This window comes from Alteribacter keqinensis (assembly GCF_003710255.1).
Taxonomy (GTDB): Bacteria; Bacillota; Bacilli; order Bacillales; family Salisediminibacteriaceae; genus Alteribacter; species Alteribacter keqinensis.
This window is the reverse complement of record NZ_RHIB01000001.1, coordinates 2,025,938-2,046,541: the sequence shown is the minus strand read 5'-3', so window position 1 is coordinate 2,046,541 and position 20,604 is coordinate 2,025,938. Positions and strand designations below refer to the sequence as shown.

Annotated in this window: 17 protein-coding genes and 1 other annotated feature; of the genes, 14 read left to right on the top strand and 3 right to left on the bottom strand. The window is 48.2% G+C overall.

What is annotated here, in order from left to right; translation table 11 throughout:
- Positions 1-68 precede the first annotated feature (68 nt).
- The 7 genes from hemC to ysxE all read left to right on the top strand — a co-directional run bounded on the left by hemC (position 69) and on the right by ysxE (position 7,452).
- Positions 69-1,001 carry a hydroxymethylbilane synthase gene (gene hemC, locus EBO34_RS09995; RefSeq protein WP_122897820.1) on the top strand — a complete coding sequence of 311 codons (933 nt, stop codon included), beginning with the start codon at positions 69-71 and terminating at the stop codon, positions 999-1,001.
- Positions 1,001-1,798, top strand: a complete 798-nt coding sequence (locus EBO34_RS09990; RefSeq protein ID WP_122897818.1) for a uroporphyrinogen-III synthase — start codon at positions 1,001-1,003, stop codon at positions 1,796-1,798. Before hemC ends, EBO34_RS09990 begins: the two co-directional genes overlap by 1 nt.
- Positions 1,795-2,772 (top strand): porphobilinogen synthase, encoded by a 978-nt coding sequence (hemB, locus tag EBO34_RS09985; RefSeq protein WP_122897816.1) that lies wholly within the window; start codon positions 1,795-1,797, stop codon positions 2,770-2,772. The genes EBO34_RS09990 and hemB overlap by 4 nt, the downstream gene beginning before the upstream one ends.
- Positions 2,773-2,787: 15 nt before the next feature.
- Entirely contained in the window at positions 2,788-4,080 is a 1,293-nt protein-coding gene (hemL, locus tag EBO34_RS09980; protein ID WP_122897814.1) for a glutamate-1-semialdehyde 2,1-aminomutase, read from the top strand.
- A 400-nt stretch (positions 4,081-4,480) separates the two neighbouring features.
- Positions 4,481-5,509 (top strand): stage VI sporulation protein D, encoded by a 1,029-nt coding sequence (gene spoVID, locus EBO34_RS09975; RefSeq protein ID WP_122897812.1) that lies wholly within the window; start codon positions 4,481-4,483, stop codon positions 5,507-5,509.
- 12 nt (positions 5,510-5,521) lie between these two features.
- A complete protein-coding gene (locus EBO34_RS09970; RefSeq protein WP_122897810.1) occupies positions 5,522-6,436 on the top strand; it encodes a hypothetical protein in 915 nt (304 codons plus the stop codon).
- A complete protein-coding gene (gene ysxE, locus EBO34_RS09965) occupies positions 6,433-7,452 on the top strand; it encodes a spore coat protein YsxE (protein ID WP_122897808.1) in 1,020 nt (339 codons plus the stop codon). The genes EBO34_RS09970 and ysxE overlap by 4 nt, the downstream gene beginning before the upstream one ends.
- A 276-nt stretch (positions 7,453-7,728) precedes the next feature.
- Here the strand turns inward: ysxE and EBO34_RS09960 are convergent, their stop codons facing one another.
- The gene (locus EBO34_RS09960) at positions 7,729-7,923 is read right to left on the bottom strand and encodes a hypothetical protein (protein WP_122897806.1); all 195 of its coding nucleotides are present in this window, start codon (positions 7,921-7,923) and stop codon (positions 7,729-7,731) included.
- Positions 7,924-8,119: 196 nt separating this feature from the next.
- Positions 8,120-8,364 (top strand) — a binding site (T-box leader).
- Positions 8,365-8,486: 122 nt separating this feature from the next.
- Between EBO34_RS09960 and EBO34_RS09955 the strand changes: the two genes are divergently transcribed.
- Positions 8,487-11,126, top strand: a complete 2,640-nt coding sequence (locus tag EBO34_RS09955) for a valine--tRNA ligase (RefSeq protein ID WP_122897804.1) — start codon at positions 8,487-8,489, stop codon at positions 11,124-11,126.
- Positions 11,127-11,160: 34 nt separating this feature from the next.
- Here EBO34_RS09955 and EBO34_RS20685 read toward each other — a convergent pair whose 3' ends face one another.
- Together EBO34_RS20685 and EBO34_RS09950 are read right to left on the bottom strand one after the other, a co-directional pair.
- Entirely contained in the window at positions 11,161-11,301 is a 141-nt protein-coding gene (locus EBO34_RS20685; RefSeq protein ID WP_183163802.1) for a hypothetical protein, read from the bottom strand.
- Positions 11,302-11,353: 52 nt separating this feature from the next.
- Positions 11,354-12,247 carry an ATP-grasp domain-containing protein gene (locus tag EBO34_RS09950; RefSeq protein ID WP_122897802.1) on the bottom strand — a complete coding sequence of 298 codons (894 nt, stop codon included), beginning with the start codon at positions 12,245-12,247 and terminating at the stop codon, positions 11,354-11,356.
- 120 nt (positions 12,248-12,367) lie between these two features.
- Between EBO34_RS09950 and EBO34_RS09945 the strand changes: the two genes are divergently transcribed.
- The 6 genes from EBO34_RS09945 (at position 12,368) to EBO34_RS09925 (ending at position 20,599) form a co-directional block, all read left to right on the top strand.
- Positions 12,368-13,579: a bifunctional folylpolyglutamate synthase/dihydrofolate synthase gene (locus tag EBO34_RS09945; RefSeq protein WP_122897800.1), complete on the top strand. Its 1,212-nt coding sequence runs from the start codon at positions 12,368-12,370 to the stop codon at positions 13,577-13,579.
- Between the two features lie 189 nt (positions 13,580-13,768).
- Complete coding sequence (locus EBO34_RS09940; protein ID WP_122897798.1) at positions 13,769-15,448, top strand: sensor domain-containing diguanylate cyclase; 1,680 nt, start codon at positions 13,769-13,771, stop codon at positions 15,446-15,448.
- Positions 15,449-15,651: 203 nt separating this feature from the next.
- Positions 15,652-16,182 (top strand): hypothetical protein, encoded by a 531-nt coding sequence (locus tag EBO34_RS20680; protein ID WP_183163801.1) that lies wholly within the window; start codon positions 15,652-15,654, stop codon positions 16,180-16,182.
- Between the two features lie 25 nt (positions 16,183-16,207).
- The gene (locus EBO34_RS09935) at positions 16,208-17,860 is read left to right on the top strand and encodes a G5 domain-containing protein (protein WP_183163800.1); all 1,653 of its coding nucleotides are present in this window, start codon (positions 16,208-16,210) and stop codon (positions 17,858-17,860) included.
- 18 nt (positions 17,861-17,878) lie between these two features.
- The gene (locus tag EBO34_RS09930; protein WP_122897794.1) at positions 17,879-19,549 is read left to right on the top strand and encodes a GspE/PulE family protein; all 1,671 of its coding nucleotides are present in this window, start codon (positions 17,879-17,881) and stop codon (positions 19,547-19,549) included.
- 18 nt (positions 19,550-19,567) lie between these two features.
- Complete coding sequence (locus EBO34_RS09925) at positions 19,568-20,599, top strand: type IV pilus twitching motility protein PilT (RefSeq protein ID WP_122897792.1); 1,032 nt, start codon at positions 19,568-19,570, stop codon at positions 20,597-20,599.
- The last annotated feature ends 5 nt before the right edge of the window (positions 20,600-20,604 follow it).

The window sequence follows — 20,604 nt, the reverse complement described above, 5'->3', positions numbered from 1 at the left end:
TGTGAAAAATGATATTGTGAATGAAGACCTTATAGAACAGACGAAGTCCTACATATTGGAGGTAGCGTATGCGCAAAATTATTATCGGTTCCAGAAGAAGTAACCTGGCCATCACCCAGACAAAATGGGTGATAGAAGAGTTAAAAAAACAAGGTGTTCCCTACGAATTTGAAATTAAAGAAATTGTAACAAAAGGAGACCGGATCCTTGACGTAACCCTTTCTAAAGTTGGGGGAAAAGGCTTGTTTGTAAAAGAAATTCAAAAAGCCATGTTTGATAAGGAAATTGATTTTAGTGTCCACAGCCTGAAGGATCTCCCGTCCGGTGAAACGGAAGGACTGACCATCGCTTCTATACCAAAACGTGTAGACCCTCGTGATGCCTTTATCTCTGAAAGCGGGAAGACCTTAAAAGAGCTTCCGGCAGGGTCTGTTGTTGGAACGAGCAGTCTCCGCCGTGCTGCACAGGTGCTTGCCGAGCGTCCTGATGTTGAAATCCAGTGGATTCGCGGGAACATTGATACCCGCCTGCGCAAATTGAAAGAAGAAAACTTTGATGCCATCATCCTGGCAGCAGCAGGGCTTGAGCGTGTGGGCTGGACGGATGAGATTGTGACAGAATTCCTCGATCCGGAAGTGTGTCTCCCTGCAGTGGGGCAAGGGGCTCTTGGTATAGAGTGTCGCTCTGATGATAAAGAAGTCGTAGATATGCTCAGAAAGATCAACGATGAAGTAACAGAGAAAACAACGGCTGCAGAGCGCGCCTTCCTTCACACGGTAGAAGGAGGATGTCAGGTGCCTATCGCAGGTCACGCAAAGCTGATGGATGATGGGCGGGTTACTCTTACAGCCCTTATCGCTTCTCCGGACGGCAAGCAGATCTTTAAACGAACGGAGACAGGAGAAGATCCTGCAGCGGTCGGAAACAGTGTTGCCAAGTTTATGCTCAATGAAGGGGCAAAGGAAGTCCTCGATAAGGTTAAGCAGGAGCTCGACCTGTAATGACCGGCGGACTCCCTTCCCTTAAGGGACTGAAGATCGCAAATACAAGGGCTGCCCACCAGGCAGCCCCCTTTACAAGGCAGATCGAAGCCTTTGGCGCCACTGCTGTGGAAGTCCCACTCATTTCTGTGCAGCCTGCCGGACGTTCATCCGCTTTTTTTCAATCACTTAAGGATATCGACCGTTACACCGCGGTTGTATTTACAAGCGCCAACGCCATCATACATACGTTAACGGGCCTTTCGTCATTGAAGTTGGATAAAGAAATCTTACATGGCAAGACAATTGCTTGTGTGGGGGAAAAAACAAAAATGCTCCTTGAAGATAATGGAATAACTCCTCACCTCGTTCCTGAGGTCTTTGACGGGGAACACTTGGCGGAGGTACTCGTTGAGTTACTTGGAAAAAACGACATCGTCCTTTTCCCAAAAAGCAATCTTGCCAGAAATGTCATTGAAACATCACTTAAGGAAGCGGGCGTTGAGTTGGACGCTCCCGTCGCTTATATTACTGAACCAAATGAAAAGGAAGCGGAAAGGCTCCGGGAGCTCGCCCGTGATCAAAAGGTGGATGTGATCCCCTTTTTAAGCCCTTCAGCTGTGAAAGCGTTCTTTTCTTCAGGCCCTAAAGAAGTAGCGGATTACCCTCCGGAAACTGTGAAACTTGCGGCCATCGGACCGGTCACATTATCAGCTCTGGAATCACTGGGAATCAAAAACGTCATTGTCCCTGAAGAATACACAACAGAGGCTCTTCTTCAGGAGATTGATCAAACAATCAGGAGGAATGAGAGATGAAAGAATTTCAACGTCACCGCCGATTGCGCCGGACAGCCGGCATTCGCAACATGGTAAGAGAAACTCACCTTCACACAGAAGATTTCATATACCCGATTTTTGTTAAAGAAGGAACAGACATTAAAAATGAAGTACCATCCATGCCTGGTGTCTACCAGTGGTCTCTTGACCGGTTAAATGAAGAAGTAGATGAAGCAGTCGGGCTTGACATTGAAACGATCATTGTATTCGGTGTTCCGGCAGAAAAAGATGAAGTTGGCTCTTCAGCTTATGTCCACAACGGGATTGTTCAGGAAGGAATTCGTCAAATCAAGGAACGCTATCCTGCAGTGACTGTTATTGCAGATACGTGCCTGTGCCAGTTTACCGATCATGGCCATTGCGGCGTCGTCCGTGACGGTGAAATCGTAAACGATGACTCCCTGACACTTCTTGTAAAAACGGCTGTTTCCCAGGCGGAGGCCGGAGCAGATATAATTGCCCCATCGAACATGATGGACGGCTTTGTCTCAGCGATCCGGGACGGACTTGACGAAGCCGGGTTTGAAAATATTCCAATCATGAGCTATGCGGTAAAATACGCATCTGCTTTTTACGGACCGTTCCGTGATGCGGCCCACAGCTCTCCAAAGTCAGGAGACCGGAAAACGTATCAGATGGATCCGGCCAACCGTTTTGAAGCTCTTCGCGAGGCAGATTCAGACGTGGAAGAAGGTGCAGACTTCCTTATTGTAAAACCGGCACTCTCCTACCTGGACATTATCCGTGATGTAAAAGAGCGACACCCGCTCCCGATCGTTGCCTACAACGTCAGCGGAGAGTATTCAATGGTGAAGGCTGCTGCAAAGAACGGATGGGTAAATGAAAAAGACATTGTTCTTGAAAAGCTTACGAGCATGAAGCGTGCCGGAGCTGATCTCATTTTGACCTATCACGCAAAAGACGCAGCCAATTGGCTTAAAGGTGAAAAATAAAGGAGGCTGATCACAATGAAACTGGACAAGTCCATTAATGCATTCGAACAAGCGAAGAAAGTCATGCCCGGTGGTGTAAACAGCCCGGTACGTGCATTCAAATCCGTAAACATGGACCCTGTTTTTATGGAAAAAGGAAAGGGATCGCACATCTGGGATATCGACGGAAACGAGTATATCGATTATGTTATGTCCTGGGGTCCACTCGTTCTCGGCCACGCCGATGACCGTGTAGTAGCATCTCTTAAAGAAGTAACGGAAAAAGGCACAAGCTTTGGTGCCCCGGCCGAAATTGAGACAAAGCTCGCTGAACTTGTAATCGAGCGAGTTCCCTCCATTGAAATCGTCCGTATGGTGAACTCCGGTACAGAAGCGACCATGAGTGCCCTTCGTCTTGCCCGCGGCTACACAGGCCGTAACAAAATCGTGAAGTTTGAAGGCTGTTATCACGGTCACGGAGATTCCCTGCTGATCAAAGCGGGATCCGGAGTGGCAACACTAGGTCTTCCCGACAGTCCCGGCGTTCCGGAATCTGTCGCTCAAAATACGTTGACCGTTCCCTACAACGACCTTGAAAGCCTGAAGCTTGCGTTTGATGAATTCGGTGATGACATTGCAGGTGTAATTCTTGAACCGGTTGCCGGTAATATGGGCGTTGTCCGTCCGGAAGTTGGCTACCTGGAAGGCGTGCGTGAAATTACTGAGCAACACGGCTCCCTTCTCATTTTTGATGAAGTTATGACCGGTTTCCGCGTAGGTTACAATTGTGCCCAGGGCGAGCTCGGTGTTACACCGGATTTAACGTGCCTTGGTAAAGTAATCGGCGGAGGTCTTCCGGTCGGAGCATACGGCGGTAAGAAAGAGATTATGGAGAAGGTCGCTCCTGCTGGCCCGATTTATCAGGCTGGAACCCTGTCCGGAAACCCCCTTGCCATGACGGCAGGGTTTGAAACGCTCGATCAGCTGAAAGAAGCTGATTACGAGGAATTTGACCGTCTCGGACAGCGTCTGGAAGAAGGCATTAAAAAAGCAGCTGCCAAGTATGAGATCCCTTGCTCCATTACCCGTGCCGGATCCATGATCGGCTTCTTTTTCAACGACGGCCCGGTGAAAAATTACGATCAGGCTGCAAGCTCGGATCTTGATATGTTCGCAAAATATTTCCGTTATATGCTGGAAGAGGGCGTATCCATTGCTCCTTCCCAGTTTGAGGGGATGTTCCTCTCAACCAAACACACAGACGAAGACATCGATCGCACAGTGGAAGCAGCTGAAAAAGCATTTCAGCGCATCCGGAACGAAAACTAAAAATGATAGGACCCTCTGCCTTCGTGCGGAGGGGTTTTTTTTGGATTTTGGGAGGGGGGGAGGAGGCTGATTGCCCACTAAAGAGAGGTAATTATTCGTTAAGGGCAGATAATTTTCCTCTAAGTGAAGATAATTTCCCTTGAGGAAAGATAGTTCACCCCAAAAGGAAGTTAATTCTGCCTGAAAGGAAGCTAATTCTCCCCTAAGCAAAATAATTGTCAACAGGCTCAAATTAATTCTCCTTAACCCGTCCATCCCGAGAAACCATGCATAATTGCCCCTCTTTTCTCATAGAAGTGTAACGTATGAATGGCGAGTCTTTCATTCATGGTGGACAAAGAATGAACATCCCAGAGCGAAACGGAAAAAGGATTTTTTTCTATAAAAGGAGGAGAAGCGTGTGGCCAATGAACAGGCATCAACCTTATCATTTTCGATTCAGGAAGCAGTGTGGCTGAATCGCGGCCAGGAAATTGACAGTGTCCTTTCGTTGTCACTGGATCCTGACATTACTATTCAGGAATCCGAAGAGTATGTAACAGTAAAAGGAAATCTGGTGTTATCAGGGGAGTACAGTCCGGGGCAGGATGTGGATGAACAGCAGCAGCAGCGTAACGCAAGTCTTTCGGAGCAGGTATCGTTCAGGTCCATCGAAGAAGTACGGATCTCAGACGAAGGGCTCGGTATGATTCGTCATCCGTTTCCAATTGATGTGACAATCCCAAGGAGCCGGATTTATGACGTGGACCAAATTTATGTAAATGTCAATTCGTTTGACTACGACCTGCCGGGGAACGGATGTATCGAACTGCAGGCTGACGTATCAATCAGCGGCATGCAGGGAGAATTTCCGGATTCAGCTTCTTCGTATACAGAAGAAGAGACCTCTCAAGAAGAAGAACAGGAGCCGAGAGAATTTCACTATGAGGCTGTTCGTCCCGCAGGGGAACAGGAAGATTATATGAGAAATGAGGAAGCAGAAGACAGCTCAGAAGAAGAAACCTCATCTGAACCTGTTGTTTATTTAAACAGGATGGAATCAGAGGACAACGAAGAGGAAGCGCACTATGAAGAGGATTATGCCTTTTCAGCGAGTGATACCCGCTACACCTCTTACGAAGCAGAAGAGGAAGTTGAGGAACAGGCAGAGCAGGCAGAGCAGGAAGAGTCAGAAGAAAAAACGTATGGTACCCGTGAGGAAGAAAATGCCCTTTATCTCACCAAGGTTCTTGCAAGGGATGATGAAGAAGCGTTTTCCAGACTTCGTATGTGTATCGTACAGTCCGGGGAATCCCTTGAAACCATTTCAGCACGGTATAATATTCCGGTCAGTCAATTGATGAGACAGAACAGACTGAACGAAGAGCGCGTGGAAGAAGGACAGATTCTTTATATTCCGTCCAGAATTTCGTCACCAACCTCTTCTTAGGGGGAGCAGAATATGGTTGAAATCGAGCAGTTAAAGGCAGCGTACGGTTTCCATACAGCGGAATGGGTTATACCGGGGGAGACGTTAAAGACAGAGAGAGGCGTTAAAACAATCAAGTGGTGGGAGAACCATCACTTGATGAACTGGCACATTCAATGGAGAGAGGCTCTTGACAACTGTGGTGTGTGCCTGACAAACCGGATGATCCGGACCAAAGATCATGAAATGTCTTTCCTTTGTTCAGAGGGGTGGATGACCTTGCATGACGAGGTCACGTCCCTTTTTTCATATCAGGGAAGGGAAGATGAGCTGGCTTCGCTCATTAAAGGGGTTATCAACACGGGTTACACGATGGATTCCCGGTACGCCGCCAATGAAGAGCTCACGGAGAAGACGATTACTGAAGCAGTGGGAGAGTTACCTGATTCGGTGGACCCGATTGTAGTGTCGATTTTAAAAAAGACAATGGATGAAGCCATTACGAGGTACAAAAAGGCGGAGAGACTGCCGGTATCCCAACTGGAAAAACTTCCGGTCATTGACCCGCTGGCAGGGCTGGACAACGGTAAAGAAATATTCGGACAGCTGTTCTGGTCTTTTCCGGGAAAGTCACCTGAAATGGGATACAGGTCCATATCATTCTTCCTGCGAGATTACCTGGCAACATACGGAAAAGTCTGTTTCGAACGCCTTCTTGACTCACTGGATGAGTCAAAAACCTTTGATGAAGCCATTGTCATAAGAGTGCTGAAAGAAGCACTACTTCCATGGGACTTTGTCGATGCTGTAAAAGAAATCTCCGGTAAAAAAGGAGAAGAGGCGTCAGAGCTTCTGGAGAAAATGTATCAGACGTGGGAACAATCACGTGTTCTCGTCACAGCCCTCAGTACGTGGTTTGATGGAAAAAGAGAGAAGGTGGCCAATTGACGACGAAAACGTTCGATCATTTAGGTTCCGTTCTTTTTCACTACGATCTTTACCCGGAAAAGATAGAGACGTATGGGAAAGTAAAAAAGGTCTACACTTCCCGCGGCGTATTTGCCCTTAAACAGACGCCGATGGACCGGGAAGGGGGAGACTGGTTTATCCATGTCATGAGGAGGCTTGACCGCATCGGTTTTCATTACACCGTGCCGATTGTTCCGACTAAGTACGGCGACTATCTTGTAAGGCGTGGAGATTCGGCCTTTTACTTGATGCCGTGGTATGACAGCCATGACCGCTTTTCTCATCCGGTCAGTAAAGAAGGTGTGATTTTAGAGGAAATTGCAAAGCTTCACGGGCTTACGGAGAAAAATCAGGAGTATTCAGAAGAAGTCATTCAGGAAAGCTTCAACACCCTGAAGAAAAGGTGGGAACTTCGCAGGCTTGAAATGGAACGGTTCGTTGACAAGATTGAAACGCAACAGTACTTGTCCCCATTTGAGCTCACGTTTCTCACACACTTTCACAGGATGGTGCAAATGGCGGAGTCGGCCGAGGAGCACCTTGCCTCGTGGGTGGATATCTGTAAAGAAAAGAAAGGCTTTCGAAGCGTCCTCTGTCACGGAAGACTAAACCGCAGCCATGTTTTGTTCGATCAGTACGGATCCGGTTACTTTCTGAACTTTGAACATGCGGTCCTCGACACGCCGGCACGGGATCTGGCAATTTTATTCCGGCATTATTTCCAGACCAAGCCGTGGGATACGAGTGAAGGCTTTCATTGGCTCGGCACGTACGAGCGGCATTTCGCCCTGTTTGATGAGGAGAGGCATTTGTTAATGAGCTACCTGTCGTTCCCCGAGAGTATTTTTCATTCTGTGGACTTATATCTAAACGAACAGCGGGAACAGACACAGCTGCAGCTCGTTACTCATCTTGAGCGCCGGATTCTCTCTCTTAACCGCATTCACCGGCTTCAGGAAATGCTTTTCCGTGAGGAGCCGGAGCAGAATTATTAAACTCAGGACTGTCCATAAGGGCGGTCTTTTGTTTTTTTTGGCTGTTTTATATAATATTGCTGACTTATTAAGAAGTTGATTGGAGCGAATGCGCGACACTCCTGCGGAAAGAGCGAGTTCCGGGGAGACCCCGCAAGCGCGCAACGCTGAGAATCAAGCCGCCCGCGGAAAGGGAGCGCAATGAGCGTAAATCAACACCTGAGTTTCACAAAACCATTTTTTGATACAAACACAAACAGACGAGCTTCCCGGGTGTTTCGTACGGGAGCCCGTCTGTTACTGGAACCATCCGTATGCAGTTGAGAAATAGAAAATCGCAAGGGTGGCAAGGAGGATGACATCAAATGTACTCGGGAACAAAAGGGTTCTGATAAGCTGAAAAAAGATGATGGGCAGTAAGCACTGATAAAAAGCGTCAATGATCCGTCTTCCCCATAACGGTAACCGCACCCTGCTAAACGGTTTTCCCACAAAATCCGCCTCCTTTTCCGGGCTCTGTCTGCTGTCAGTTTATGCGAAGGCGGTGAAATGTGTGTATAGGTCCGGGATTATGAGATTAGGGCGAGCAGCAAAGAGGTATATAAAATAAAAAATAGGTGATGATGATTGTAAAGATTGTGCTTCTGCCTATTGAAAGTTCGGAAGGCATAGAGTAAAATAACGATAGTTAATAACCGTGATGGGGAAGAGTACATCTTGAAACCACCAGAGAGGAAAGCCATTAGCTGAAAGGCTTTCTTGGATGCAGGGATGGAAGGTCGCCCCGGAGTTGCTTTTGTGAACGCCATACTTTAAGGTGAGTAGTTAAAGCCGGCAGACCCCGTTATGGTCACTTGAGTGTACACTGCATTTTTTCGGGCAGTGTAAACAAAGGTGGTACCGCGAGAAGCGTCAGCTCTCTTCGTCCTTTGACGAAGGGGGCTTTTTTGTGTTCAAAAGGCTTGCAGACCGTGAGAGAGAGTATCGCTTGGGGAATGGCATAAGGCACTTCCCGACTTGTATGCAAAGCTTTCTATATCAAAGGAGGAATAAACATGAACAACGAAACAACAATGCCCCCGAAGTACGATCCGCAGGCAACTGAAGCCAAGTGGTATCCGTACTGGGTAAACGGAAAGTTTTTTGAAGCAACAGGAGATGAGAACAAAAAGCCTTACACGATTGTGATTCCACCTCCGAATGTAACAGGAAGACTGCACCTCGGTCACGCCTGGGATACGACGTTACAGGACATTCTGATCCGTACGAAGCGTATGCAGGGGTATGATGCCCTCTGGCTGCCGGGTATGGACCACGCAGGAATTGCAACCCAGGCTAAAGTAGAAGGGAAAATGCGTGAGGAAGGCATTTCCCGGCACGACCTCGGCCGAGAGAAGTTTCTCGAGAAGTCCTGGGAGTGGAAAGAGGAGTATGCGGACTTTATCCGTCAGCAGTGGTCAAAGCTCGGCCTCAGCCTCGACTATTCCCGTGAGCGTTTTACCCTGGATTCTGGACTGTCTGATGCGGTTCGTGAAGTATTTGTAAGGCTTTACGAAGAAGGGCTCATTTACCGCGGCGAGTACATCATCAACTGGGATCCCCAGACGAAGACGGCTCTTTCTGATATCGAAGTTATTCACAAAGACGTACAAGGTGCTTTTTACCACATGAAGTATCCGCTAGCTGACGGCAGCGGGCACATTGAAGTGGCAACTACCCGTCCGGAGACGATGCTCGGAGATACGGCAGTTGCGGTTCACCCGAAAGACGAGCGCTACCAGCACCTCATCGGCAAGAAAGTAAGACTTCCGATTGTCGGCCGGGAAATCGAGATCGTTGCGGATGATTATGTAGATATGGAGTTTGGTTCCGGTGCAGTGAAAATTACACCGGCTCACGACCCGAACGACTTTGAGATCGGGAACCGCCATAACCTTGAACGGGTTCTTGTAATGGACGAAGGCGGCGTGATGAACGATAAAGCCGGCAAATACGAGGGCATGGATCGTTTTGAATGCCGTAAGCAGATTGTAAAGGATCTTCAGGACGAAGGGGTACTGTTTAATATTGAAGACCACATGCACTCCGTTGGTCACTCAGAGCGAAGTAACGCAGTCGTTGAACCTTACTTGTCCACACAGTGGTTCGTTAAGATGGGACCACTTGCGGAGCAGGCGATTGAGCTTCAAAAAGGCGAAGGAAAAGTCAACTTTGTACCTGACCGTTTTGAAAAAACATACATGCACTGGATTGAGAACATCCGTGACTGGTGTATTTCACGTCAGCTTTGGTGGGGCCACCGTATCCCGGCCTGGTACCACAAAGAAACAGGAGAGCTTTACGTTGGCCGTGACGAGCCGGAAGACATTGAGAACTGGGAGCAGGACGAAGACGTTCTTGACACATGGTTCTCATCTGCATTGTGGCCGTTCTCCACGATGGGCTGGCCTGACGACGAGGCGGCTGACTACAAGCGCTTTTACCCGGGTGATGTTCTCGTAACGGGCTACGACATTATCCAGTTCTGGGTAAGCCGTATGATTTTCCAAGGGCTTCAGTTTACCGGCGAGCGTCCATTTAAAGACGTACTCATTCATGGACTTGTTCGTGACGGGGAAGGCCGTAAGATGAGTAAGTCACTCGGAAACGGTGTCGATCCGATGGATGTTATCGACAAGTACGGTGCCGATGCCCTTCGTTTCTTCCTGTCTACAGGAAGCTCACCAGGCCACGACTTGCGCTTCTACTGGGAAAAAGTCGAGGCAAACTGGAACTTCGGAAACAAGATCTGGAACGCATCCCGTTTTGCACTGATGAACATGGACGGCCTGAAGTACGAGGAAATTGACCTTAGCGGTAAAAAATCAATTGCCGATGAGTGGATTTTAACCCGTCTTCAGGAAACGGTAGAGCATGTAACAAAAAACATCGACGCCTACGAGTTTGGTGAAGTGGGCCGTGCCCTTTACAACTTCATCTGGGATGACTTCTGTGACTGGTACATTGAAATGGCGAAACTGCCATTGAATGGGGAAGACGAGGAAGCGAAGCACACAACCCGTTCCGTTCTTGCCTATACACTGGATCAAACGTTACGTTTGCTTCACCCGTTCATGCCGTTCATCACAGAAGAAATCTGGCAGCACCTTCCTCACGAAGGAGAATCCATCACTGTTGCGAAATGGCCGGTGAAAGATGAAGTCCTGATGAACGATCAGGCGGTTAAAGATATGGAGCTTCTGCAAGGCATCATCCGTTCCGTTCGAAACACCCGTGCTGAGCTGAACGTACCGATGAGTAAAGAAGTTGAGCTTCAGATCAATGCGGGTAACAGTGAGATTTTAGGCCAGCTTGAGCGCGGACAGTCCTACATCGAGCGCTTCTGCCGTCCGAGCGACCTTAAAATGGCTGTGGACCTCGCAGCCCCTGAAAAATCCATGAGCAGCGTACTGAGCGGCGTTGAGCTTTACCTGCCGCTTGCAGGACTTCTGGATCTCGAAGCAGAAGTCGAGCGTCTTGAGGGAGAGCGAAAACGCCTCGACCAGGAGGTAATGCGTGTTCAGAAGAAGCTTGGCAACGAAGGATTCGTAGCGAAAGCACCGGATGCCGTTGTTGAAGCCGAGCGTGAAAAAGAAAAAGATTATCTCGAGCAGCGCGATAAAGTCGACGCGCGAATCGCAGAGCTGAAGAATTAACCAGCGGGCCACCCTCTCTTTTTGAGAGGGGGCCTTATTTAGTGTGTGTGGGGGCTGATTCTACCCTAAGATGGAATGATTCTTCCCGTAAGCGGATTAATTCTTCTTTAAACCGCAATAATTCTGCCCAAAAGCGAATTAATTCTTCCTTAAACTGCAATAATTCTCCTCTCAACAAAACTCCCCCTCACAAAAAAAGAACCGCCTGATCCCAGGCAGCTCCATTTCTATCTGTAAACCTTCTCCGCAATATACTCAATCATCCGAGGCGCCACATCCACTTCGGTACACTCATAAATACTTCTAATATGAGGATTGGAATTAATCTCGCAAAGCACCGGGCCGTCCTCGCCGAACAGTAAATCAACCCCGGCAAAATCCGCTCCTGCTACTTTGGCAGCAAGGACAGCCAGCGCTTCTTCCTCGGGGGAAGGATCATAAGGCTCCGTCGTTCCCCCGGCTGTGACGTTTGCCCGGAAATCGACCTCCGACGTGCGCTTCATCGCCGCAACAACCTGGCTGCCCACAACATTAAGCCGGACATCTTTTCCCTCACTTGACCGGACCATCTCCTGAAAGACCGCTTCTTTACTACCGATTTCAGTAATTAATTTACGTAACCGCTCCTCTGTATCTGCTTTATATACCTGCTCTCCAAACGATCCGTACGCTTCTTTCACAATTACCGGCAGACCGAGCTCTCCCACGATTTGTTCAATAAACGTGTCGTTTCCCTGTACACAGCCGTCGAACACTTTCGGGGCAATGATCGTTCTTGGTACAGGAACGGCACTGCCTGCAAGAGCAGTGTGCATGAGCGCTTTATTGTCACAGATCTCGATTGCACGGCTTCTGTTAAAAAGCGGAATACCTGTCGCTTCAAGGTGCCTGGCAAGGTGGAGGTCCTTATCGGCGTAATGAACAAAATCAGGACGATGAAGGTGACCGGGGAATCGTAATTTCCGCTCGCCGTTTCGGTCAATCATGACAAGAACCTCACTGTTTAAAACCAGGTCCAGTGTGATCCCGGCCGCCTCCGCTGCCCGCTGCATCCACTTCCCGTAATCGAGAAATTTAGGTGTAAGTAAACTGCTGTTATAAACAAGCCATCCGTAGCGCATCTCTTTTCTCCTTCGTTCGTTGCAATTTGGATATCGTTTCTTCAAAATGGACTTAGGTTATTATTTTAGTTTAACAAAACTACGATTTTTTCGCAGGAAAGAAAGGATTGATCACATCATATGTCTAAAATTAATCTTGGTCTTGAACGAGTCGAGCTTTTAATGGAAAAACTCCGCCACCCGGAGCGAAGAGTCAAAACGATCCACGTTGCCGGAACAAACGGGAAAGGGTCAACAACCGCATATCTCAGGGAAATGCTTAAGGAAGCGGGCTTCATTACAGGGACATACACATCACCGTACTGGGATACACCGGCAGAGCAGATCGCCATTAACGGGGAACACATCCGTGAATCGGAACTTGAAAAATGTCTCAGTGAAATCGCTCCCGCTATAAAAGAAACAGAAACCGATCTCGGGTCTGTGGTGACGGAATTTGAACGGATGACCGCAGCCGCTCTCTATTATTTTTCCACAATGAAGCCGGTTGACATTGCCATTATTGAAACAGGCATGGGGGGACGACGAGATGCCACAAATGTGATTGTGCCTCTCGTTTCTATTATTACAACCGTAGGCATGGATCACGAAGCATGGCTTGGTGACACGATTCGGGTTATTTCCCGGGAAAAAGCCGGGGTTATAAAGTCGGGGGTGCCTGTATTTACTGCAGTACAGGGAGAAGCGCTGGACGTAATAAAAGAAGAAGCCCGCCTTAAGCATACGAAAGTTTACGAGGCAGGGAAGGCCGCCAAAATCACAATTGAAGAGCGGAAAAAAGATGAAACCACCTTTCAATACAGCTCTTCTTACAAGGATCTGAAAAACCTCTCAACGCTAATGCCAGGCGATCACCAGGTGACTAACGCAGCACTTGGGATTATGGCCATTGATTACATGAAACAATACTATGCCATGATGGTCGATGATGAGGCCATTCGTAATGGGATAAAGCAGGCGGTGATGCCGGGACGCCTGGAGAAGGTAAGTAAAAACCCGGTGGTTCTGTTGGATACAGCCCACAATCCCCAGGCCATTGAAGCTCTTGCGAAAACAATAAAAGCACGCTACCAGGACACTGATTTTAACGTTTTATTCGGTGTGATGAAAGATAAAGACTACAAACAGATGCTTCAGATGCTTAGGGAGAGTTTTTCAGAGGTGTTGGTGACCTCATTTGATGATGAACGCGCAGCTTCAATCGATCAGCTTCAGTTGAATGAAATTACAGCGGTAGACGATGTCCGGTCATGGCTGGAGAAAAACAACCAGCCACTTATTATTACAGGGTCCCAGAAATTCATCGGCCAGGTCCGTCAATATCTGACATGATAATGGTAGTATATACCCACCAATCAGGTGTACCTTTATAAAAATGTTCCAAAAATTGAGACATTAGTATTAACAATAGTGAACGACTTGTGATAAGATGAGAACAACATACTGATCGTGGAAAATTCATCCATCTTTTTACCCGGAAGGTGGAAAACTTACACTGGCATTGGAAAGAGAGGGATCGCCTTGGAAAGAGAGCGGAAGCAAGCTGTCTGGGCAATTTGGTTTATTGTGTTTCCCGTCTTTGTTTTTTTTATCGTTGATCATTTTCGGGCGTTTCCCGGTGAGAACGTTACCGGCCTTCTTTCTTTTGCAGTTCTTATTATCCTCGTTTCATTGTTTCCGATAAGGATAAAAAGCACGTCGCTCATTCCTCTTCACGGAATTGCACTGGCTGTATTCCTGCAGTTCGGCCTTATTGCAGAGATGGCTGTTACACAGCTTGCTCTGTTTACAGCTCTTCTCATGCTGAGACTCTCGAAAAAAGAGATTTACCGTATTCCGTTTAACTCTGTTATTTTTCTCGGTGTATCCATGGTTTCAGCCGGAGTCTTCTATCTTCTCGGCGGAACCACAGGGAGCATGGAGCGGATGACCGCAGACGTGGTTATTCCTGCTGCAGGATATGCACTGACGTTTTTTATTACAAACCATTTGTTTATTTATGTGGCCATCAAGTACCTTACGAAGCGGGACGTCAGCTTTTGGGATGAGGGGCTTAAGTGGGAAGCCTTTTCAGCGGTGATGATTGTGCCCGTGGGTCTAACCGTTGCTATGCTCTACAACCAGATTGGATTTATGGCAATTTTAATCATGGGTATTCCTTTTGTGAGTGTAAGCCTGATCCTGCGTCAGTTCCATAATTCAGAAACAACGAATGGCCTTTTGAAAAAAGTAAGTTCGTATGGTTATCAAGTGAATGAAAACCTCAGTGTGGATAAAATCATCGATCTGTTTATGGACCATGTGCAAACGATTTTTCCTGTGGATGCGGTTCATGTATATGACTACAACCCAAAAGACGGGTTGAGATTCAGGAATTCGACTGAATCTGTTGAAGGCAGACAGGTGGATAAGCTCAGTCTGAAAGTAAGTCAGACGAGTGAGACCCTGCATTTTCAATCGTATAAACAGTGGCAGGAAGTAGAAACACAGGATATTTTGAGTGACACAGAGTCTGTGATCAGTGTTCCTGTCATGCGTAACCAGGAATGCGTGGCTGTTATTACTCTTACATCAGGGAGAAAAAGAGTGTTTGAAAAACGCCACGTCATGATTCTTGAGTTTATGGCAAACTATCTGGCAGTAGCTGTTCAAAATGCAAGGAACTATGAAATGAAGAAGAAAGAAAGCGAACGCTGTGCCCTTACAAACCTTTATAATTTCCGGTATTTTGAGAACCTCCTTCTGGAAAAATTCGATAAAGGTACTTCGGAAGATCAGCAATTTGCCATTATTCTTCTCGATCTCGATCATTTTAAAAGAGTCAATGATACATATGGACACCATAGCGGCAATGAAGTGCTCTGTCAGGTTGCTGATGTTCTTACCAACACGGTCGGCAGCGCAGGTACAGTAGCAAGATACGGGGGAGAGGAGTTCGTCGTCTTAATTGAAGATACAAACCTTTCTTTTGCCCGCAGTCTTGCAGAGACCCTTCGCCAGGCGTTGGAGAACCAACCGTTTGTTGTGGAGAATGATCTTAGTGAAGGGAACGAATCGCTCATTAACATTACGGCCAGTATTGGCGTGGCAGGAAAGTCTGAGCCGGACGAGACTGCAATGGCCGTTCTCAGGAATGCGGACCGGGCTATGTATACAGGAGCGAAACAACAGGGGCGCAACCGGGTGGCGCAGTTTTCATAAGAGGAGGACCCAGAGGGACGAAAACGTCCGGGTCGTCCTCTTTTTTTTGCGACAGGTGTCGAAATACCTATCTGTTAAGGGAACAATGGAAAAATTATGCGGAAAACCGCACCCCGTATCCTTTCATTGTTGGAAAGTCTGGTATAAAATGAAAATATCAGAAAAAACTTTCAGAATTTTTAAGAGGCAAAGTAGGTGACGTTATGGTAGAGTACTTGTTTGTTGCAGCCGGCACATTGTTACTGATTCCCATAATGATGTTTTTGCCATCCGTTTTCAGCCGTAAAGTCACGGCTCTTCTCGTGGTGGGGGCAGGCCTCCTTACTGCAGGGGCGTTCAGCCTGATCAGTCTTTATCCCTGGTGGGTAGCTGTGGTTGTACTGTTTACGGTCCTTTTGCTAATCTCTTTGATTGTAAGTTCCCGAATGAAAAAAACAGGTTATGGTTCAGAAGATGACGATTATCCGGTTGGGGACAAAGAGGAAGGGGAAAAGTCCCTCAAAGAGCCTGCTAAGGCAGCGCCGGTAAAGGAGTCACCGATTATAAAAAAAGATGAAACGGTGTCTGTTGAAGAGAAGAAAGAAACGACACAGAAATCAGCAGTTGTACATAAACGACCTCTTGGACAGGGAAACCGGGAGGGAAAACCGGTCCCGGACAATGAAAAACAAAGCGAACAGTCTCTTCATAAGAGAAGGCAGCGTCTTTTTGAATCACTTGATCGTGATCAGTAAAAATACATTCTCAGGAGGAAACGTCATGAAGTTTCATGAATGGTTTGCCGCAACATTGCTCGTTTTGGTCGGAAGTGTCGCGTTTCTTTCCCTTTTTTCTTATACAGGTACGCTGGTTTACAGCACGTGGTGGGAAAAAGACAGGCTGGATAGGGAAACCCAGCTCGCAAGTGTAGACGTCAGTGAAATGAGTGAAGAGGAAGCGGCGGCTGCCCTGGAGGGGGAAATTAATGCATGGCAGGAGGAGGCTTCTGTCACTCTCACTTGGTATGACGAGACGATTACCCTTCCAAACGACATGTTTACTTTTGACGTGGACACCACCGTTGAGCAGGTGTTTGCAGGGGAAGGGTATGAAAACGGGATCATTGTGAGAGCGGATGAGTCAGAGTTGAAGAAGCAGTTATCCCTTTTTGTTTTTGCAGAAGATCCTGCACATAAGACAAATACAGAAGCTCTTGCCCTTGACCTTGAAGCTGAAGTTGCCTTTTTGCCGGCAGAGGATACAGTAAAGCATGTCCATGATTATTTATACGAAGAAGTAAAACCAATGGAAGGGCTTATTCAGACTGCGAACCGAAGTGTTACCCATAGTGAACAGCTGATGGCGTGGGTCAGTGCTATGGATCACGTGACGATTCCGGCAGAAGGGACGTTTTCACTTCTCGGTACGATGGAGGAACGGGGGCTTGATCCGGTAAAAAGTGAAGACCTGGTTGTCCTTGCATCAGCCGTTTATGAAGCGCTTCTGTGGAGTAACTTCGAAGTACTTGAGCGTTCTCAGCGTCATGAGCTTCTTGATGGCGTTCCTCTCGGGTTTGATGCCAATGTCGTTCCATTTGAGCGAAATCTTGTTTTTTTTAATCCGAACGCCAGCGGCTATGACCTGCATTTAAGAATGGAAAACAACCAGCTCACAGCAGAGCTGCATGGTCTGCCTCTCCCTTACGACATTCGTGTAGAAGTGGAGCAGACAGCTGAAATTGAACCTAAAACACGCGTCCGTTTTTCCAGTCAGAGAACGGAAGGTGACCGGGCTGTGATTGATAACGGGGCACCGGGATATCAGGCAAGAACGGTACGTACGATTGCCCGCTGGGATGAAGAAGAACCCGAAAGAGAAACCGTCTCTGAAGATTACTATACGGCCCAAAACCGTCTTGAGGAATGGAGCATTGAAGAGCGGATAACGGAAGAGGAAGAAGATGAGGACTTCATCTTCGATCCAGCTGATCCGGATGGAGACAACGGTGATAATGGAGATCCTTGGGGGAACAACGGTCAGGACGACGATCCCTTCGGTAATGGAGATGATAACGATCCATGGGGCAGTGACGATAACGGGGATCCGTGGGGCAACGGTGAACAGGACCAGGATAATAACAACCAGTGGAATGGAAACGGACAGAATGGGTCCGACCCTGCAGATCCGGGTAACAACAGTCAGTGGCCTCCTTCTGAAAACAACAATCAGACACCGGGAGGATCAGGAACAAATCCTTTTGAACCGGGCAATGGCAGCGGGAACGGAACCGGTACGCAGCCGGGACAAGGCGGCTCCGGACCAGGAAATGGATTCCCCCCTTCCCAACCGGGACAGGACTCAGACAGCAGCCTCCCGCCGGGACAGGAGTCCGGTGAGTACGAAGAAGAAGACATCGATATTAAAGGCTACTAGGTCGCGAGGGAGGAAACGATGAGGACGAAACACCGCCGTTTAGGAGACATTTTAGTCGAAGCAGGAGTCGTAACAAAAGAGCAGGTTGAAAAGACGGTTTCAGCAAAGAGACGGTCCCAGAAGCTGGGGGATGCCCTGCTCGAGCATGGGCTCGTAACAGAAACACAGCTCATTGAAGTGCTGGAATTCCAGCTCGGAATTCCCCACGTGACCCTGAGCCGCCACCCCGTGGACAGCCAGCTCACGAACCTTGTGCCAAAAGACATGGCCAAGCGCCACCTTGTGCTTCCCTTTCAAAAAGAAGGGGATAAGCTCAGGGTGGCCATGGCTGATCCGATGGATTACGTGGCTATTGATGACTTAAGGATGCATACGGGTTTTTCCATTGAGCCGTCCATCGCATCAAAAAAAGATATTCAGCAGAGTATTTACAAGTACTATGAGCTCGAACCTTCTATGAAAGAGTTTGCGGTGGAGGAAACGGAAGAAGAACCTGCCCAACGGGAAAGCCAGTCCATTGACGAAGAGGAAGATGCACCGGTCATCCGACTTGTGAATCAACTCTTCGCAGCGGCTCTCCAAAAAGAAGCCAGTGACGTTCACGTCGACCCCCATGAAACGAAAATTCTTGTCCGTTACCGGATTGACGGTATTTTGCGTACCGAACAGGCACTGCCGAAGCATTTTCAGAATGCCCTTGTGGCCCGAGTGAAAATCATGGCTAACCTGAATATAACAGAAACCCGCCTTCCCCAGGACGGCCGGGTCAAAGTGAGTATGGACAAGCGTCAGGTGGACTTAAGAATCTCCACACTCCCTACGGTTTACGGGGAAAAAATCGTTGTGCGTATTCTCGATATGAGCCAGGCCGTGACGCGTATCGGCGACCTTGGGTTCAATATAGTGAACAAAGAGCACTTTGAAAACTTGTTGAGCCGTCCGTCGGGAATGGTCCTCATTACTGGCCCCACGGGTTCGGGGAAAACGTCTACCCTTTATGCAGGGCTCAATGCCTTGAATGACGATGAGGTCAACATTATGACCATAGAAGACCCGGTAGAGTATCAGATGGAAGGGATCAACCAGGTGCAGGTGAATGCAAAGGTAGGCCTGACGTTTGCGGCTGGTCTCCGCTCGATGCTCCGCCAGGACCCGAACATTGTCATGGTCGGGGAAATCCGGGACCGGGAAACGGCCGAGATTGCCGTCCGGGCCTCACTGACCGGTCACCTCGTCATGAGCACCCTTCATACAAACAGTGCCTTATCTACGATTCCAAGGCTGATTGATATGGGCGTGGAGCCCTTTCTTGTGATGTCGTCTTTGACAGGTGTGGTTGCACAGCGACTTGTCAGACGGGTATGTCCGGAATGCTCAGAAACGTACGAGCCTACTGAACAGGAGCTGAAATGGTTTGTAAAACGGGGCATTGACGTGGATAACCTTTACCGCGGCAGAGGATGTAAGCTCTGTAACGATACCGGCTACAAAGGGAGAATGGCGATTCATGAAGTCCTTGTGATCGACGATGAGCTTCGCAAACTCGTCCTTAACAACAAGCCGATGACCACCATTAAGGAACACGTTCTGAAAAATGACATGATCTTTTTAATTGAAGACGGGCTTCTTAAGGCGAAAAAAGGAGAAACCACGCTTGAAGAAGTTCTCCGTGTGGCTTTGGATGATTAGTAAAGGGGGCAGTGTGCAGTGAAAGAGCGTTTGGAAAATCTACTCGTATCAGCATACGAACTGGGCGCCTCGGACGTCCACCTCACTGTCGGCGTCAGGCCGGTTTTCAGGATCAACGGAGAACTCGTCCAGCACGAATACGACGTTCTCACACCGGATATAACCGGAGAAATGGCCCGGGCCATTATGCCGGAGGAGATGTGGGAGCTTTTTGAATCAAAGGGAGAGATCGATTTTTCATACGGCATACCAGGGATTTCGAGGTTCCGTATTAACGTATACTTCCAACGGTCATGCATCAGCCTCGCTGTGCGGATTGTTCCGACTTCCATTCCGACACTTGATGACCTCAACATGCCAGGCGTATTAAAAGACATTGCAGCAAAACCCCAGGGACTTGTCCTTGTGACCGGTCCGACGGGATCGGGAAAATCGACGACCCTTGCTGCCATGGTCAATCATATGAACCGGACGATGAAACGTCATATCATCACACTGGAAGATCCAATCGAATACTTACATAAGCACGGCAATTCCATCATTGATCAGCGGGAAGTGGGGTTTGATACGAAGAACTTCGCCAACGGCTTAAGAGCCTCCCTCCGCCAGGATCCGGATGTCATTTTAGTAGGGGAAATGCGTGACCTTGAAACGATTGCCACCGCTGTAACGGCAGCGGAAACAGGACACCTCGTTTTAGGAACCCTCCATACAACCGATGCGGCAAACACGATTGAACGGATTATTGATGTATTTCCTCCCGAACAACAGGGGCAGATCCGGATTCAGCTCGCATCCGTGCTCACAGCCGTCGTTTCCCAGCGGCTGCTGAAAACCTCAAACGGCAGGGGACGGGTGGCGGCGACTGAGATTTTACTCAACAACAGTGCAGTGAAAAACCTGATCAGGACCGAAAAGATTTTTCAAATCCCGACCGTCCTTCAGACGAACCGGGCCCAAGGGATGCAGACCCTTGAAATGAGCGTGAATGAACTCCTTCGCGAACGGCAAATCGACCGGGATGCGGCATCCTATTACATAAGTGGGTAGATGAC